Source organism: Bacillus sp. FSL K6-0993 (genome assembly GCF_037977205.1).
In the GTDB taxonomy this organism is placed as follows: Bacteria; Bacillota; Bacilli; order Bacillales; family Bacillaceae; genus Bacillus; species Bacillus subtilis.
This window is the reverse complement of sequence record NZ_CP150275.1, coordinates 2,579,012-2,596,897: the sequence shown is the minus strand read 5'-3', so window position 1 is coordinate 2,596,897 and position 17,886 is coordinate 2,579,012. Positions and strand designations below refer to the sequence as shown.

The following is a 17,886-nucleotide window of genomic DNA, read 5'->3' as shown; positions in this document are numbered from 1 at the left end:
TTTAAAATGTAGTAATAAATAGAAATTCTACGTAGGAGGCTATCTTGTGGAAGAAAAGAAAAAAGCTTTAATCATTGTGGATGTGCAAAAAGCCTTTGATGATAAAAAATGGGGGGAACGAAATAACGTAAAGGCGGAAGAAAACATTAGTAAAATACTAAAATTATGGAGAGAAAAAGGATGGACAGTCATATACATACAACACACTTCTGATAAACCTCATTCTTTATTCCATCCAAAGAATGAAGGGTTTGCGATAAAGGAAATAGTTAAGCCTATGGATGAAGAAGTCATTATAACCAAGACAGTAAATAGCAGCTTTATTGGAACGAATTTAGAAGAACTCTTAAAATTAAATGAAATAACAACTGTAGTCATAACTGGTTTAACCACGCCTCACTGTGTATCAACAACCACAAGAATGAGTGGTAATTTAGGGTTTGATACATACCTGATTTCAGATGCAACAGCAGCCTTCGGAATGAGAGACCAAAATGATACATATTATGATGCGGCGACTATTCATAATATATCTCTAGCTACATTGCATGATGAATTTGCCACAATATTGACAACTGATCAATTAATAAATGATTTTATAAAAACTCACTGATGAAAAACATTTTGCACAGTAAAACGGCAGGCGCCTTTCCAATAGGAAGGGCGCTTTAATTCGATTTCCTGCTTTACTTGCTCAAAGGAGATGTATCAATGTTTCTTTATCGACAAGCAAGGGCAGATGAATGAAGCAAAGTGGCAAAGCTATTCCATGAATCTTTCAATCAATATCCTTTTATGGATTTACTCGTAAAACGCGAAAAAAAGATCATTCATTTATTTTATTTTTGAAATGCATAAAGTACTGACAAGAGCATATTTTAAAAAGCATTTCTTTTTTGTTGACATTCAGAATGGTGAAATTGTTGTTGCCGCTCTATTAAAAACATCGTGATAAACCCGACATTAACTTGATCGATTATATAGCAGCAGGGGGGATAACATTAATCAAAATGAGGCTAAAAAAATCTTCCAAATCCTTAAAAGAGCCGGCATGGTATTTAGAAGTATTAGGAGTTTCGCCATTTTATCAAGGAAAGAGTTTGGGCAGCAAAATGATTAATGACTGTCTGATATCTTTTATTTCAAAATGCGGGGGCGGCATTTTGGCACTTATCATGAATACTGATCTCAATAGATCATTTTACAAATCGTACTGATTTTATATTTAAAGATTAACATAACCTTTCATAAAGATGGAGGTCGAATGAATGTCTTCAAAAGAAAAAAATAGTGTAACCATTTTGACGGAAAGTCAATTGTCTTCGAGAGCATTTAAAGATGAAGCGTATGAATTTTATAAAGAATTGCGAAAATCACAGCCTCTCTACCCATTATCTTTAGGAGCTCTGGGGAAAGGCTGGCTCATATCGAGATATGATGATGCAATACATTTATTAAAGAATGAAAAATTAAAGAAAAACTATGAAAATGTAATTACCGCAAAAGAAGAGAAACTTCCTGTTCTATTGAAGAATGAAGAGCCTTTGACAAAACATATGCTTAATTCAGATCCCCCTGATCACAATCGTTTGCGAACTCTTGTTCAGAAAGCATTTACTCATCGAATGATTTTGCAGTTGGAAGACAAAATCCAACATATAGCAGATTCTTTATTGGATAAAGTACAACCCAACAAACTCATGAACCTAGTAGACGATTATGCGTTTCCTTTGCCGATTATCGTGATAAGTGAAATGCTTGGCATTCCCCTAGAAGATCGTCAAAAATTCAGAGTGTGGTCGCAAGCAATTATTGATTTTTCAGATGCCCCTGAAAGACTTCAGGAGAATGATCATTTGTTAGGAGAATTTGTTGATTATCTGGAATCCTTAGTTCGCAAAAAAAGGAGAGAACCTTCAGGAGATTTAATCAGTGCATTAATTCAAGCGGAAAGTGAAGGCACACAATTAAGTACAGAAGAATTGTACTCGATGATTATGCTGCTTATCGTTGCAGGTCATGAAACAACCGTAAACTTAATCACCAATATGACATATGCTCTGATGTGTCACGGTGATCAATTTGAAAAGCTCCGCCAGCAGCCGGACCTGATGAATTCAGCCATAGAAGAAGCATTGCGGTTTCACAGCCCTGTTGAGTTAACGACTATTCGCTGGACGGCTGAACCGTTTATACTGCATGGGCAGGAGATTAAACGGAAAGACGTGATCATCATTTCTTTAGCATCAGCAAACCGTGATGAAAAGATATTTCCAAATGCCGACATATTTGATATTGAAAGAAAGAACAACCGCCATATTGCTTTTGGCCATGGCAATCATTTTTGCCTTGGTGCACAGCTAGCCCGTTTAGAAGCAAAGATTGCGATTTCCACCTTATTACGCCGCTGTCCAAATATACAGTTAAAAGGCGAAAAGGAACAAATGAAATGGAAAGGGAATTTTCTGATGAGAGCACTAGAAGAACTGCCGCTTAGTTTTTAATTTTTGGGGGATATGTGATTTTCAAACATATCTCGTTTTACTCCACAATTAGATTAAACGATAGTAAAAGCTGTAACATAAAAATTTGATATGATAGCTTTTCAAAAACAAAGTTTAGCATTATTTATGCCTACCGGGCATGAAAATGTCTTGCAAACACCAATAGTTTCCCCCTATCGGTGTTTTTTATTTGTTTTCAGCCTCATTTGGACAAACAGCTGTTACATAGAAAACGTTTGTTAAGATAAAATAATGGAGGGCATAGTTTCTAATGAGAAAAATAATAATAGAGTAGACTTTCTGTTTTGTGAATTTTAACAATTTTCGTTCGAAGAAAAAGGCAATAGGGCACCGCAAATTAAATTTTCGGTGAGACCGCAATAACTTTTTGGCTTCTGATAAGTTTCTTATGATGTTGGTATCAAGTCACACAAGTACATAACTCTCCCAGGACTTCTTTCTGCGATAATAATTTTATTCTGTAAATAATGTTTTAAAAGGATTTAAATTTAAATAATATTTGATTAAGGAATAAAAATTCGTTATGATTTAAATCATATGAAATATAATTCTATTGAAGGTATTGGGGGTTATGAAATGGGTATTACGCTTGACGAAACTGATAAGGCCATTTTAAGAGAATTGCAGGAAGATGCTTCAATATCAAATTTAAATTTATCTAAGAAAATTGGGCTTTCACCATCAGCTTGCCTTGCAAGAACAAAGAACCTATTAGAAGCAGGTATAATTAAAAAGTTTACGACTATTGTTGATGAGAAAAAACTTGGAATCGAAGTCACAGCACTAGCTCTCATCAATTTATCACCTTTAAATAGGGAGACAATTCATTCATTTTTAGAGGATATAAACAAATTCCCACAGGTTCAAGAATGCTACACACTTACAGGAAGCCATGACTATATGCTTAAGATTGTGGCGAAGGACATGGAGAGTTATCGGAATTTTATCATTGATTCATTAATGCAGAACCCTGCTATTAGTGGAGTTGACACAAGCATAGTCATGAGTACAGAAAAAAGAACTGTCAGTGTGCCAATTGATGAAATGTAGGAGGTTGTTGATTTGAATAAAAATAAAGAATCGTTACATTTAAGCTCTCCTGCTATAAACACTCATATGAATAAGAGAAGTCAAATATGGGCTGCATTTCGTTCTGCATTCCCATATACAATTCCGATTTTTGCGGGGTTTTTGTTTTTGGGGATAGCTTATGGAATCTTTATGCATTCTTTGGGATTTAGCGCAATCTATCCAATCATCATGAGTTTTATGATATTTGCGGGCTCAATGGAGTTTGTTGCAGCGAATTTTTTACTTGGTGTGTTCAACCCTATGAATGCTCTTTTTTTGACGTTAATGGTCAATGCCCGGCATTTGTTTTATGGAATTTCCATGTTGGATAAGTACAGGGGGACTGGAAAGAAAAAGCTTTATCTGATTTTCGGAATGTGCGATGAATCATTTTCTATTAATTATACCGCTAATGTTCCGGCGAATGTTGACAAGGGCTGGTTTATGTTTTTTGTGACACTGCTTAATCATTTATATTGGGTCGCGGGGGCAGCGATAGGAGGGATTTTTGGGTCGTACGTGAAGTTTAATACCGAAGGGCTTGATTTTGTGATGACTGCTCTGTTTATTGTGATATTCATAGAACAATGGATGAAAGAGAAAAAGCATTACAGTGCTCTCACAGGACTTGGACTTTCAGCAGCCAGTCTTATCATTTTTGGCGGAAACCAATTTATGATCCCTGCTATGCTCGCCATTTTAGGGGTACTGACTGTTTTGAGAAAACCATTGGAGAAAGCTGAGGTTTCCGTATGACGATGACTATGACGCAGCAAATGATCACCATTGCAATGGTCGTGCTTGGAACAATGCTGACACGGTTCCTTCCATTCATGATTTTCCCGTCTGGCAAACCGACACCGAAATATGTACAGTATCTTGGCAAAGTACTGCCATCAGCGGTAATTGGGCTTTTGGTCATTTATTGTTTAAAAGATGTGAGTCTACTTTCTGGAAGTCATGGCATTCCTGAATTGGTTGGAGCAGCTGCAGTTGTACTGCTTCACTTGTGGAAGAAAAATATGCTTCTTTCCATAGCGGGGGGAACCGTTGTTTATATGGTTTTGGTGCAATTGGTTTTTTAACCGATATCGGAAACTATCAAAATGATCATGCTTTTTATTGAACTTGATAAAAATATATAAACTGACACAAGCTTATTTTGGAATCAACACTGTGCCAGTGCAAATAGCATCTGTAATGTTTCCTGGCTATTCAAGAAGTGTCTACTTTAATCGGAGGATGTATAATGTCAAAAAAAGTGTCTGCTTCCTATATCATCATTATAGGATTAATGCTATTTGCATTGTTTTTTGGAGCAGGAAATCTCATTTTTCCGCCTATGCTTGGTCAAATGGCTGGAAAAAATGTATGGATCGCTAATGCAGGTTTCTTAGTGACCGGAGTTGGTTTGCCATTACTGGCTATAACAGCATTTGTTTTTTCAGGTAAACAAAACTTACAGTCGTTAGCCAGCCGTGTTCACCCGGTGTTTGGCATTGTATTTACGACGATTCTCTATTTGGCAATCGGGCCTTTTTTCGCTATCCCGAGATCAGGAAACGTATCGTTTGAAATTGGGGTAAAACCTTTTTTATCAAATGATGCAGGCCCTGTCTCATTGGTCATATTTACAATATTATTTTTCGCATTGGCATGCTTGTTATCACTTAATCCTTCAAAAATCATTGATATAGTTGGAAAATTTTTGACGCCAATTAAGCTGACATTTATCGGATTGCTTGTAGTGGTAGCTCTTATTCGCCCAATTGGAACCATTCAAGCACCATCAAAAGGGTACACATCACAAGCGTTTTTTAAAGGATTTCAGGAAGGATACCTCACTCTGGATGCCCTTGTAGCATTTGTTTTTGGAATTATCATTGTGAATGCATTGAAAGAACAAGGAGCTTCTACCAAAAAACAGCTGATGGTTGTTTGTGCAAAAGCAGCCGCGATTGCTGCTACACTTTTAGCCCTTATCTATACTGCTCTTTCATATATGGGGGCTTCCAGCGTTGAAGAACTGGGGATTTTAGAAAATGGAGCAGAGGTTTTGGCTAAGGTTTCATCCTATTATTTTGGATCTTATGGTTCAATCTTATTGGGCTTAATGATTACAGTGGCGTGTCTGACGACAAGTGTCGGACTGATCACAGCGTGTTCTTCATTTTTTCATGAATTATTTCCGAACATTTCTTATAAAAAAATTGCTGTCGTTTTATCAGTGTTTAGTACGCTTGTCGCAAATATAGGATTAACCCAGCTCATTAAGGTGTCAATGCCTGTCTTACTGACGATGTATCCTATCGCGATTTCCTTAATATTTTTAACGTTTTTGCATTCTGTATTTAAAGGGAAGACAGAAGTGTATCAAGGCAGTTTATTATTCGCATTCATCATCAGCTTATTTGACGGTTTGAAGGAGGCGGGAATAAAAATTGAAGTTGTGAATCATATTTTCACTCAGATTCTTCCTATGTATAACATAGGGCTGGGGTGGCTCATTCCAGCTATTGCAGGGGGAATATGCGGCTATATACTGAGTATATTCAGAACAAAAACAAGTTGATCAATCAACAGCAATATCACTCAGATCTGCAGGAAGGATAAAGTGCTTGCATGTTTTTAATCTCATTTGGACAAACAGCTGTTACATAGCATAATGTATTTTATGAAGGTAAAAATCATCGAGGGTCCGCAATACCTTTTATAAGGGATATGAAGAAGAAAAGGATAGAGAAACTAGGGTAGAGGAGTAAACCACAGGTTTGCTTCTCTTTTTTTATGTTTATAAGAGAATCCTCGTGAATTTATATTAGGAAAGATTAAGGAGGTATTAGGGGATTTTCATAAAAATATTTTGACATTTCAGTAAAGAGCAGATATATTTATACATGAACACATGCTCATATATAAATATTATTTGCACCATGTTAGAATGCTTCATAACAGATTTGAAATAATAAATACATATGTATCAATAAACTTTAGTTAAGGAGGAGTTTTTTATGGGGCACAATCATAGTCACAATCATAGTCACAATCATAATGAAGGAGCAAATAAAAAGGTTTTATTGATCTCTTTTATCATGATTACAGGTTATATGATAATAGAAGCTATAGGTGGATTTTTAACAAATAGTCTGGCGCTTTTATCAGATGCAGGCCATATGCTGAGTGATTCAATTTCATTAATGGTTGCCCTGATTGCTTTTACATTAGCTGAAAAAAAGGCAAATCACAATAAGACATTCGGCTATAAACGATTTGAGATTCTTGCAGCTGTGATAAACGGTGCTGCCTTAATTCTTATTTCTCTTTATATCATTTATGAAGCAATCGAACGCTTCTCTAATCCACCAGAAGTAGCAACAACCGGCATGCTTACAATTAGTATCATCGGGTTAGTTGTGAATCTATTGGTCGCTCGGATTATGATGAGTGGCGGAGATACAGAGAATAATCTGAACATAAGAGGAGCTTATTTACATGTAATAAGCGATATGCTCGGCTCTGTAGGTGCCATTTTAGCAGCCATACTTATCATCTTCTTTGGATGGGGCTGGGCAGACCCATTGGCCAGTATCATTGTGGCTATTCTTGTTCTAAGAAGCGGTTACAATGTGACTAAAGATTCCATTCACATATTAATGGAAGGAACTCCAGAAAATATCGATGTCTCTGATATCATTCGAACAATTGAAGGGACAGAGGGAATTCAAAACATTCATGATTTACACATATGGTCTATCACAAGTGGATTGAATGCTCTTTCTTGCCACGCAGTTGTTGACGATCAACTGACCATTTCAGAAAGTGAAAATATTTTACGCAAAATTGAACATGAACTTGAACATAAAGGCATTACGCACGTAACCATTCAAATGGAAACCGAAGCGCATAATCATGACAATGCGATCCTTTGTCAGGCCAAAATGGAGAAGCCGCGTGACCACCATCACCATTAAATTTTTTATCTAACTTTATAGTGAGGAGATCAACTAGCATTTTGCAGATTCTGTCTACTGACAATTTGAAATTGGCGGGGGGATAATGTGTACGACACTATAGTAATCGGGGCTGGTCAAGCAGGGATCTCGATAGGATATTATCTTAAGCAGTCCGATCAAAAGTTTATTATTTTGGATAAAAGTCATGAGGTGGGGGAGAGCTGGAAAGATCGGTATGACTCATTAGTTTTATTTACTTCTCGAATGTATAGCTCTTTGCCTGGAATGCATCTTGAAGGAGAAAAACATGGATTTCCTTCAAAAAATGAAATTGTTGCTTATCTAAAGAAGTACGTTAAAAAATTTGAAATTCCAATCCAATTACGGACAGAAGTAATAAGTGTCCTAAAAATAAAGAATCATTTCTTAATAAAAACAAATCGGGAAGAATATCAAACGAAGAATCTTGTCATTGCTACAGGTCCTTTTCATACCCCTAATATTCCATCAATATCAAAGGATTTAGCTGATGATATTAATCAACTACACTCATCACAATATAAGAATTCAAAACAATTGGCATATGGAAATGTACTAGTAGTTGGTGGTGGGAATAGTGGTGCTCAGATAGCTGTTGAATTATCCAAAGAAAGAGTTACATATTTAGCCTGTAGTAATAAACTAGTTTATTTCCCTTTAATGATCGGAAAAAGAAGCATCTTTTGGTGGTTTGATAAATTAGGAGTTTTAAATATAAGTCATACATCAATAGTAGGCAAATTCATTCAAAAGAAAGGTGATCCAATATTTGGGCATGAATTAAAACATGCAATAAAACAGAAGGAGATCATCTTAAAAAAAAGAGTCATTGCCGGAAAGCAAAATGAAATCATTTTTAAAGATTCATCTACATTAGAAGTAAACAATATTATTTGGGCTACGGGTTTTAGGAATCCCCTATGTTGGATAAATATAAAAGGTGTTTTGAATAAAGAAGGCCGAATCATACATCATAGAGGTGTTTCACCTGTAGAAGGATTGTACTTTATAGGTTTGCCTTGGCAGCATAGGCGAGGTTCAGCGTTGCTTCAAGGCGTAGGAAATGATGCTGAATACATTGTAAAACAAATGAACGGTGAATAAACGAAGTAGAGCAGTAACTCACATGTTTACTGCTCTACTTTTGTGTGAATAAGTTTAGTTATGTTGCGGTGTAATGCCGCAAAAGTATCACTGTTGACTTATGAATAAGAGGTACCCTGGCTCACTGATTGTGCAACCTTCTGCCGTACTTCCCGTGCTAAATGTGTAGCACGTAAGGTTGCCTCCCAAATAGTTGGATGAACTGTAGAATGACTGACTGATAATGCCCGTTGTGTGTATGGGACCATTGGTCTTAGGAGACTTTCTGCCTCGTCTACCGATGACGCGTATTGTTGACCGGATGCTCTTCGAAGGTCTGCTATAGCAGCAGGGAAGTTTGACCATAGGCGAAGTATCGAATTCATGCAGCCTACCATAAGAGGGAAATGAGGCGCGCGTCCTTGTCCGGAGGCTAGAAGCTCCGCCGCACCTAAGGCAGAATAAACGTGATAACTCAATGGAGTAAGGTATTTCGCGTGCACAATATGAAGTTCACGTAATCCCCAGGTATCTGGAAGAAATCTGAATTCTGAACTCATGCCGCATCCTAGAGCAAGAGCCCTGCTAACCACTCTCAAGTCTTTCACAACTGTAGCCATTGACTCTTTGAAGGAGGATGAGTGTATTGGAATTTGGCGAATAGTAGATAAAAGGCTTCGCATTTCATTATTTGCTTGACTTAAATCAAGGTGTTGACGAAAATCGTAATAATTATCATACGGTTTGGATGGAAAATGCATATCTGTACCCCTTTCATTGAAGACTTTTAGGCAGGATATGCACCTAGCTTGTTTATTGATCAAGGCAATCGCCCAAAATACATTTCTAACTTGCTAATAAAAGCCTTCATTGAATGAAGGTTTACATATGTAGAAAGTGATTTGCTTCATGCAATAAAAGCATCCCTAACTTTTCTGATAAAATACTTCTACTATATTAAGGGACTCTTTTAGTATATGTAAAAAGCGATTTTTTAAATCGCTTTTTTTTGCCCAAAATAATGTTAACCTCTAACTTCTTTATCAGTAAGAACTTTTAAAGCATCTCTTACTTTTAAAGCGAAGTTGATAGGTTTATCAATTGATTCGAAATGAATATACATCAGTCTTGGTTTATCAAACAACCAGTGATTATGAAGTGACGTTACAATAAGATCATGTTCTCGAAGCACACTAATAAATGGGTTGATTTCTTTTTGAAGAATCACGGTTTCACCACTACAAAGAGCACGGCCATCTTTTGTCATTGATTCAAATGAAAACATCTGAGGAATTAGTAAAAATGATCTTCCTGGTCTTCCTAGTACTTCTGGTTTTATATTCGTTCGTGATCTCATCACTGTACAAATTCCATTTTCAAAAGTATGCATGGTTCCACCTAGAATATCGTTGAATTCGTCACAAAGACCATGCTGTTTAATCATTTCACCATCAATTTTTGCTTCCGCACGGACTGTTTTCTTAATAAGAACTTTCATAGCCTCCCTGACTTTTCTTGCAAAGGTGAGAGGTTCGTCTATTGATTCAAAATGCATAAACATCAGACGTGGCTTATCAAACAGCCAATGGTTATGAACGGCAGTTACAATAATACCAAATTCGCGTAACTCAGTCATAAACGGGTTTACTTCTTCTTGAAGTAAAACAGTCTCACCTAAACATAAAGCTCTGCCATTCCGATCCATGCTTTCAAATGAAAAGGCTTGAGGAATAAAGGGAAATGCTTCTGCTCTTCTTCCAAGTACCACTGGATGAATGTTGTTTCGAAATCTTGTAGCCGTACATACATCATTTACGACACTGGGTGTTGAATTGAGAATCCTTGCAAATTCCCTACAAAGTTGTGATGGCTCCATGCCCATTTCTTCCACTGAATATCTCCTCCTGAATAAATTTACTACTTACTTTAAACATATGTGGAGATGGAAAAAATGTAACACGGCATTAGTCTATACAGGGGAAATCCACTTCTTGTTTAATCCTCTAAAAACAAAATTAGTAGCCACAATGGTGTGGTTTTCTTACATGGAAATATGGTAGTGTGGCGTCAATGACACATCTTTAACTGTCTGGCAACGAAAAACACTACCTATTTGTACCCCCATACAAGAATCATTCATTGTAACGCTAATAAGCAAATGTGGTTTTAATTGGCTTTGGAATATAAAACAAAATTTCTCTTACTGAGGATTTTGTGGAGCGTATAAGAATGCCTAAAAATTAAATTCAATATAAAAAGCGTCTATAATAAACCTCCCATAAAAAAGAATTGATGATAGTGCCCACTTCGCCAAACCTACCACCTCCTGTTTCTTGAAGAACCTGGGTCTGCGAATCTAACAATAATGATAATCGCGGATATATTAAGGGGTTGTTGCGTATCTAGGGTAGCAGCTTGAGCCAAATATGCTTTTATTTGTCCATGGCCTATTTCGGTTGCTGTAAAGAGTGATCAATGATGTATCATTTGCTCAATCATTGTTAAGTTAACTTCGTCAAGTTAATCAACCTGTCTGCTGCTGATCGTTTAGAAAACACTGGAAAGAGCTTTAATATGACAGTATAAAATCCTTTGGGTAACAGAAAATTAATGGAAAAGGTTCGCTGAAAGGGGGAGCAATATGATGGTGAAAAAAATTGAAAACAAAACATCCTTGGTTTGGAAAATGGCGATTGCATCTGCTGTTTCTTGGGAAGTGGCAAAATTAGTGGGCTCTGAACACCCATATTTAGCACCCCTATCTGTTATATTATGTTTGCAAACAACCATAGATAAGTCGATTCGATTTTCTCTTCATCGTATTGTGGGAACTGCCATTGGGATCATTTTAACAGCCTATCTTGTCAGTCACTTACATATGAATGGTTGGATATTAGGCCTATTAATGTTAGGGGGGACCTGCATTGCAAAGTGGTTAAGATTAGATGAAACGGTTTTACATCAGGTAGCCCTCACCATTTTATTAGTTTTTACGTTTGAACGAAACTCTAAAGATTATGCAATGGATCGAATAATCGATACGATGATCGGCGTCATCATCGCCATTCTGGTTCATATGTTCTTTTTTCCGCCAGACTATACAAAAAAGGCAGCGGAATCTTTTCAGAAATTAGCTCGTCAGCTTTCTGACATACTTTTAGAACTTTCCAAATGGGTTCAATCTGAGTGGGGACAAGGAAAAGGGGACTTAGTGGAGTATAAAATGAACAATCTCCTACAGGAGTTACATACGACAAAAGAAATGTTACAAACGGCTTCTCAGAGCTTAAAATTCAACCCAATCAGTAAAAAGCATAAAATCATTCTTTCAAGATATCAAATACAGATGCAAAAGATGAATGCAGGATATGAGTATATATCAAATATAGTGAAAACGTTAAAAGAATGGGAAAAAGAAGGGATTTTATCTTCAAGCGACAAAACGGAGTTGGGCAATGATTTAAAAATGTTAAGTGAATTTTTTGATGATTTTAAAGGAATACAACAGGGTGAAATAAACAATTGGAAACAGAACGAACAGAACATGTTAGTGGAATCTCTCCGTTCAAAAATGCTGTTGTATCCACCGCCTAGTCATAAGGTCTATAAAGTCTCTTTTTTTTTAGAAACAATAAAATTGCTGGAAAATTTATAATATTTTTCAGAGTAAAAGAATATGGATATACAAATGTAGATGTAATTGGGTAAAAGTGGGGGAATAAAATGGATGATATCCACCGAATTTTGGATATAGTCGCCGATTCTAAAAATACTAAGGTACTGGCTACCATAATTAAAGTAGAGGGGTCCTCTTATAAGAAAGAAGGGGCCTCCATGTTAATTTTAGGGGACAAAACGAGAGTTGGAATGTTATCTGCCGGTTGTCTTGAAGAAGATCTTGTTGAAAGGGCAGAGCGAGTTTGGGCTACAGGAGAGCCGTTGATTGTTCATTTTGATATGAGTGAGGAGGGCGATTTATCATGGGGACAGGGAGTTGGCTGTAATGGTGTTTTGACGGTTTTACTCGAACCTGTAAAAGGGGAATTAGAAAGAAATCTTAGGACAGTAAAGAAATGCTTAGATGTAAAAAAGTCTGTTACTCGAATGAAACGATTCACTAAAAGCTTAGAGTCAAGGGAAGATATGTATATCGTTGAAGATGGCAGAGTGTTTGGAACTGGGGATGTTAAGGAACTAGGCTATATTCAAAAACTGAGAAATAAGAATCCTCTTTATGATACGGAAAAGGGAATCAAAAGGGATGAACATACGTCTGATTTATTTTTTATCCATCAGATGGTTCCAAAACCTTGTTTATATATCTTTGGAGCAGGGGAAGATGCTAAGCCATTAGTTTCTTTGGCAGCTGATATAGGCTTTCATGTCACAGTGATTGATTGGCGTCCTGCTTTATGTCATAGCGGCCATTTTCCTAAAGCCAACGATTTGATTGTAGGAGTACTGGAAGAAGTAATGGAGGGTCTGGGCATTACACAAAGGGATTTTATAGTCATTATGACACACAGCTTTCAAAAAGATCAGATCATTTTACATAAATTCAAAAATATGGATGTGTTTTATAAAGGTGTATTAGGCCCTAGGAGGCGCACGGAACGGCTATTAGGCGGGTCTGAGGTTCCAGAAGATATTCATTCCCCCATTGGGCTTCCTATCGGGGCACAAGGCCCTGAGGAAATTGCGATAAGTATTGTTGGCGAGATGCTTAAAAAAATGCGAAAACAAAGGTCTACCTCATGAAAACAGTAGCCATTTACCTGGCAGCTGGTACAAGCAGACGTATGGGGACGGATAAGCGAAGTTTACTTCTTAATGGAGTCTCCCTAGGAAGTCTGGCTCTTAAAAATGCCTTATTATCTAAATTAGATCATATTTTCGTTATCACTAGAAAGGGTGATTCACTCCATTGGCTTTCGGCTTTTTTCTTTTTATATCCTATGTCAAATAAGTGGAGTCAGGTGGAATGTGAGCAAGCGGGTAATGGCCAAGGCCGCTCCATACAATGTGGTTTAAAAAGAGCATTAGAGTATGAGGCTGATGCCGTTATCATTCTCCTTGCAGATCAGCCATTTGTCACCACAGATATCATCAATACGTTAATTGATTCCTACCAAAGGGAGCACCACTATTCATTTATAGCTGCTGAAAATCAACATCTTCCTATGCCCCCTATCTTATTCTCAAATCAATGTTTTCCAGTATTACATCAGTTAAAGGGAGATCAAGGCGCTCGGTATGTCATCCGTGAACGTATGATAAATACGGGAAAAATGATCAACTTTCAAGACCCTTTGCTTTTTTATGACGTAGATACAGTTAAAGACTACACTTTACTACTGAATAAATTCGGGGAGTGAATGAGTTGGAGTATATCGGGAAAAGTGTTATTCGAAAAGAGGCCCTTGAAAAAGTGACAGGAAAGGCGAAATATACAAATGATTTTGAAGAAACTGGTACATTACACGCAAAAATGTTGATTAGTCCATATGCTCATGCCAATATTGCTTCTATTGACTTTTCGGAAGCTTGGAAGATTCCTGGAGTGAGAGCGATATTGGGCGATGAACCTTTTCCGCTTGTAGGTGAAGAAATTAAAGACAGGTCGCCGATTGCTTATAAAAAAGTTAGATACCATGGTGAGCCAGTTGCTGTTGTTGTTGCGGAAAATCCAATCATAGCTAAAAAGGCAGTGTGTGCCATCAAAGTGTCCTATGAACCTCTTCCCGTCGTCAATTCCCCCCGCGGAGCCTTCCAGAAGAATGCTCCCCTCGTCCATGAACATTTGGACAGTTATGAGAAGAAGGAAGGTGTATACCCAGTTCCAAAGACAAATATCGCAAACCTAAATAAAATTAGAAAAGGAAACATTGAAGAAGGGTTTAGGGAAAGTGATGTGGTAGCAGAGTTTCACATTTCCTTTAATCCTTCTGATCACGCTGCTATGGAAACAAGATGCTCGATTGCTGAAATTCGAGCGGATGGGGAGATTATCATTACCACATCCTCTCAAGCTCCTTTTGCCATAAAAAAATTAATGGAGTGGTATTTTGGAATTGAACCTGGAAAGGTAATCGTCAAAACACCTTTAGTAGGAGGGGCATACGGGGGAAAAGCAGCAGTTCAGTTAGAGGTTATTGCATATTTGGCATCAAAAGCAGTTGGAGGCCAGCCCGTAAAATTATTTAATTCGAGAGAAGAGGATATGATCACATCTCCTGTTCATATCGGATTGGATGCTATTGTCAAATTAGGAGCAACAAAAGATGGAATCTTAAAGGCGGCAGACATTGAATTTTTATTTGATGGCGGAGCTTACTCCGATAAAGGAGTTGACGTCAGCCGAGCTGGAGCGGTTGATTGTACGGGTCCATACGCAATCGACCATATATGGTGTGATTCATATTGTATGTATACGAATCATCCATATCCCAGTGCATTTAGAGGCTATAGTCATGCTGAAGTTTTATTTGCCTTTGAGCGAACGATGGATGTATTGGCAGAAAAGCTAAACATGGATCCATTAGAACTTCGCTATAAAAATGCCATTCGTCCTGGTGATACTACACCTACTCAAGTTCTTCTCAATTCAAGCACGGTCGGAAATGTACCAAAATGCATTGAAAGATTGAAGGAATTAATGAATTGGAACGAGGGACAGAGAATTGAAATCGATGATCGGAAGATACGGGCAAAGGGAATAAGCTGCATTTGGAAAACTTCGACATTTGATACAAATGCAACATCTGGGGTTATTTTAACCTTTAATCCTGATGGAAGCATTAATTTGATGTCAGGGGTAGTGGAAATAGGAACAGGGACAAAAACAGTGTTAGCCCAAATCTTAGCGGAACGAATGAAAATGGATATAAGTAAAATTCACGTAAAAATGCTTGTAGATACACAAACAACACCTGAGCATTGGAAAACTGTAGGAAGCAGAGGAACTTTAATGGGAGGAAGAGCCGTACTAAATGCGGCGGATGAAGCCATTCGAAAGCTTAAGGAAGTGGCATCATGTGTTTTAAGAGTTCCTGTCGAGGAATTAGAAGTGGCTGATGGAAAGGTTTATTTTTTAGATAATCCTAATGTAAATATTGAAATAAAAGACATTGCTTACGGATATACATTTCCTAATGGAAATACCATTGGCGGCCAAATTATTGCGAGCGGCAACTACACATTAACCCGGATGACGAATTTAGACCGAGAAACAGGAAATGGAAAGCCTGGTCCCGAGTGGGCTGTAGGTGCTCAGGGAATTGAAGTTGAGTTAGATAAATTGGATTATACGTATCGAATTACAAAAGCCTACTCTGTTGTGGATATAGGAACTGTATTGAATGAAAAAGCTGCAAGGGGTCAAGTGATGGGGGCGATGAGTATGGGAATCGCATTTGGAGGAAGAGAAACCTTTGTATTTGATCCATATGGAAGAGTATTAAATCCTCAACTTAGAACGTACAGACCCCTTCACTATGGAGAGCATCCTGAATATATCATTGAATTTATTGAAACTCCGCATATTATTGCACCTTATGGGGCACGTGGCGGCGGGGAACATGGACTGTTGGGGATGCCAGCAGCATTAGGAAATTGCCTTTCTGCTGCTTTAGGTGTCCAATTGAATCATCTTCCTCTTATTCCTGAACGATTATGGAGGACGCAAGAGGGGTGGAAAGATGATACCGTTTGATTTTGAATACTTTAAACCGAAGACAATTCAAGAAACAACCAATCTATTTCACTCTCTTGCGGCCGAAAAGAAAACACCTTTGTATTATTCTGGCGGCACAGAAATTATAACGTTAGGAAGGTTGAATCTCATATATACGGATGCAGTTATAGATATTAATGCACTTCCGGAATTTCATACTATCCGTTTTTATGAAAATGATCTCGTGATCGGAGCAGGTGTGTCATTAACGAAAGTGGAGGAAGAAAATCCATTTCCGTTATTAAGTAAAACAGTAAGTGAAATTGCCGACCGGACGGCTCGAAATAAAATCAGCTTGGGTGGAAATATTTGCGGAGACATATATTACCGTGAGGCAGTCTTGCCGTTGTTAATTTCCGATAGTTTGGTAGGGGTTGCAGGGAGAGCAGGGCTTCGTTACCATCCTATAAATAAAGTGTTTAACAGGGAAATACAATTACAAAAAGGGGATTTTTTATTTCATATCCTTATCGATCGAACGTATATAGACTTGCCATTTGTCAGTATAAAAAGAAGACAACAGTGGAATGTCGGATATCCATTGGTGACAGTTTGCGCACTAAAAAAAGATGAAGAGGTTAGAATGGCCTTTAGTGGCGTATGTCCATTTCCTTTTCGTTCTGTTGAAATGGAGGCTATGTTTAACGATAAAAGCTACTCATTAGAAGATAGGGTACGCAGGTCTTTACAGTATGTACCCAAACCTATTCTTGATGATGCAGAAGGCTCAAGTGAATATCGAATATTTGTTTTGCAACATACAATCTTAGATGCCTTACATGAATTAGAAGGAGGCCCAAATGTCTAATCCTATTACATTAAAAATAAATGGTAAGGAAAGACAGATTACCGTCAGACCAGCCGATACTTTGTTATATGCCCTTCGTCTTCGTCTTGGATTAACTGGTTCAAAGCCAGGCTGCTTAAATGGTGATTGCGGCGCCTGTACGGTATTAATGGATGGGGTACCAATGAAATCTTGTTTAATGCTTGCAGTAGAAGGGGAAGGAAAGAATATTACGACAATTGAAGGACTTATCAATACGCCAATTCAAAAGGCTTTTATTGAAAAATTTGCGTTTCAATGTGGTTATTGTACACCAGGTTTTCTCATGAATTGCCATGCTTTAGTGAATACTGAGCCGAATGCTAGTGATGAAACGATCAAAAATTGGCTGGAGTCCAATATTTGCAGATGTACGGGTTATAGGGAGATTGAAGAAGCGGTTAAATCGGTTTTACATACAGGGAAAGGGGCTCATTAGCCCGTTTATCTTGCGATTGTACGGAGAACTATAATACATTTGATTTGTGCTTGTAGATCTCTACCATCTAACCTCAATTGTTTTGAACTATGAATCATAAACATCTACAAATCCTTAAGTCCAATCTTTAGACTGCAGTTTGTTAAGTTTTCTAGAGAGAGGAATGTTTTGTTTATCTCTAGTTAGAGGATTCTGTTAAAGAGCTGTGATTTGCAAGT

At 37.5% G+C, this 17,886-nt stretch carries 16 protein-coding genes; 15 read left to right on the top strand and 1 reads right to left on the bottom strand.

The features are described from left to right. The first annotated feature begins 46 nt into the window (after positions 1-46). The 9 genes from MHH79_RS13555 (at position 47) to MHH79_RS13515 (ending at position 8,692) form a co-directional block, all read left to right on the top strand. Positions 47-613 carry a cysteine hydrolase family protein gene (locus tag MHH79_RS13555; protein WP_063335488.1) on the top strand — a complete coding sequence of 189 codons (567 nt, stop codon included), beginning with the start codon at positions 47-49 and terminating at the stop codon, positions 611-613. 397 nt (positions 614-1,010) lie between these two features. Continuing rightward, positions 1,011-1,217, top strand: coding sequence for a GNAT family N-acetyltransferase (locus MHH79_RS13550; RefSeq protein ID WP_063335487.1), 207 nt, complete (start codon positions 1,011-1,013; stop codon positions 1,215-1,217). A gap of 51 nt (positions 1,218-1,268) precedes the next feature. After that, positions 1,269-2,504 carry a cytochrome P450 gene (locus MHH79_RS13545; protein WP_063335486.1) on the top strand — a complete coding sequence of 412 codons (1,236 nt, stop codon included), beginning with the start codon at positions 1,269-1,271 and terminating at the stop codon, positions 2,502-2,504. 597 nt (positions 2,505-3,101) lie between these two features. Beyond that, the gene (gene azlB / locus MHH79_RS13540) at positions 3,102-3,575 is read left to right on the top strand and encodes an azlBCD operon transcriptional regulator AzlB (RefSeq protein WP_015483475.1); all 474 of its coding nucleotides are present in this window, start codon (positions 3,102-3,104) and stop codon (positions 3,573-3,575) included. A 12-nt stretch (positions 3,576-3,587) separates the two neighbouring features. Continuing rightward, positions 3,588-4,352, top strand: a complete 765-nt coding sequence (gene azlC, locus MHH79_RS13535; protein ID WP_063335485.1) for an azaleucine resistance protein AzlC — start codon at positions 3,588-3,590, stop codon at positions 4,350-4,352. Beyond that, on the top strand, positions 4,349-4,681 hold the full coding sequence (azlD, locus tag MHH79_RS13530) for a branched-chain amino acid transporter AzlD (RefSeq protein WP_003245988.1): 333 nt from the start codon (positions 4,349-4,351) through the stop codon (positions 4,679-4,681). The genes azlC and azlD overlap by 4 nt, the downstream gene beginning before the upstream one ends. A gap of 164 nt (positions 4,682-4,845) precedes the next feature. Further along, complete coding sequence (gene brnQ / locus MHH79_RS13525; RefSeq protein ID WP_063335484.1) at positions 4,846-6,168, top strand: branched-chain amino acid transport system II carrier protein; 1,323 nt, start codon at positions 4,846-4,848, stop codon at positions 6,166-6,168. A 439-nt stretch (positions 6,169-6,607) separates the two neighbouring features. Beyond that, a complete protein-coding gene (gene czcD / locus MHH79_RS13520) occupies positions 6,608-7,567 on the top strand; it encodes a CDF family zinc transporter CzcD (RefSeq protein ID WP_340034652.1) in 960 nt (319 codons plus the stop codon). An 87-nt stretch (positions 7,568-7,654) separates the two neighbouring features. Then, positions 7,655-8,692, top strand: a complete 1,038-nt coding sequence (locus MHH79_RS13515) for an NAD(P)/FAD-dependent oxidoreductase (protein ID WP_181219825.1) — start codon at positions 7,655-7,657, stop codon at positions 8,690-8,692. Between the two features lie 1,003 nt (positions 8,693-9,695). Here MHH79_RS13515 and MHH79_RS13510 read toward each other — a convergent pair. After that, the gene (locus MHH79_RS13510) at positions 9,696-10,562 is read right to left on the bottom strand and encodes a DUF1259 domain-containing protein (protein ID WP_063335480.1); all 867 of its coding nucleotides are present in this window, start codon (positions 10,560-10,562) and stop codon (positions 9,696-9,698) included. Between the two features lie 753 nt (positions 10,563-11,315). Here MHH79_RS13510 and MHH79_RS13505 point away from each other — a divergent pair. The 6 genes from MHH79_RS13505 to MHH79_RS13480 all read left to right on the top strand — a co-directional run bounded on the left by MHH79_RS13505 (position 11,316) and on the right by MHH79_RS13480 (position 17,668). Next, positions 11,316-12,326, top strand: a complete 1,011-nt coding sequence (locus MHH79_RS13505) for an FUSC family protein (protein WP_340035158.1) — start codon at positions 11,316-11,318, stop codon at positions 12,324-12,326. A 68-nt stretch (positions 12,327-12,394) separates the two neighbouring features. After that, positions 12,395-13,429, top strand: a complete 1,035-nt coding sequence (locus tag MHH79_RS13500; RefSeq protein ID WP_251217657.1) for an XdhC/CoxI family protein — start codon at positions 12,395-12,397, stop codon at positions 13,427-13,429. Next, positions 13,426-14,046, top strand: a complete 621-nt coding sequence (locus tag MHH79_RS13495) for an NTP transferase domain-containing protein (protein WP_063335478.1) — start codon at positions 13,426-13,428, stop codon at positions 14,044-14,046. The genes MHH79_RS13500 and MHH79_RS13495 overlap by 4 nt, the downstream gene beginning before the upstream one ends. A gap of 5 nt (positions 14,047-14,051) precedes the next feature. Continuing rightward, complete coding sequence (locus tag MHH79_RS13490; protein WP_340034648.1) at positions 14,052-16,382, top strand: xanthine dehydrogenase family protein molybdopterin-binding subunit; 2,331 nt, start codon at positions 14,052-14,054, stop codon at positions 16,380-16,382. Continuing rightward, positions 16,369-17,211, top strand: a complete 843-nt coding sequence (locus MHH79_RS13485; RefSeq protein WP_063335476.1) for an FAD binding domain-containing protein — start codon at positions 16,369-16,371, stop codon at positions 17,209-17,211. The genes MHH79_RS13490 and MHH79_RS13485 overlap by 14 nt, the downstream gene beginning before the upstream one ends. Beyond that, positions 17,204-17,668, top strand: a complete 465-nt coding sequence (locus MHH79_RS13480) for a (2Fe-2S)-binding protein (protein WP_063335475.1) — start codon at positions 17,204-17,206, stop codon at positions 17,666-17,668. Before MHH79_RS13485 ends, MHH79_RS13480 begins: the two co-directional genes overlap by 8 nt. Positions 17,669-17,886: the final 218 nt, after the last annotated feature.